At 50.4% G+C, this 264-nt stretch carries 1 protein-coding gene; it reads right to left on the reverse strand.

The genetic code is table 11. The features are described from left to right. The coding region (locus PSH48_RS21105; RefSeq protein WP_273612332.1) for an Ig-like domain-containing protein at positions 1 to 264 on the reverse strand (264 nt) is incomplete at both ends.

The raw sequence follows: 264 nt of genomic DNA on the forward strand, positions 1-264 counted from the left end.
CCACGGGATCTATTATTACTGTAGGCGCTGCGGTATCAACCTCACCTGTGGTGGTGGCTGTAGTTTCATTACCCGCGTTATCGGTTACCGATACCTCAACGGTAAATTCACCTTCACTTAGCTCATTAGGTACATCCACACTAAAGGTGCCATCGGCTTGCACTTCGGTAGTAATTGTTTGCAGATTACCCGCTTCATCCGTCACGGTGATCGTAACAACGGTGCCCTCAGGCTCACCCGTTGCAGACCCTGAAATAGTCGGTG

Origin of the sequence: Pseudoalteromonas sp. Angola-4 (assembly GCF_028599265.1) — a bacterium.
GTDB lineage: Bacteria > Pseudomonadota > Gammaproteobacteria > Enterobacterales > Alteromonadaceae > Pseudoalteromonas > Pseudoalteromonas atlantica.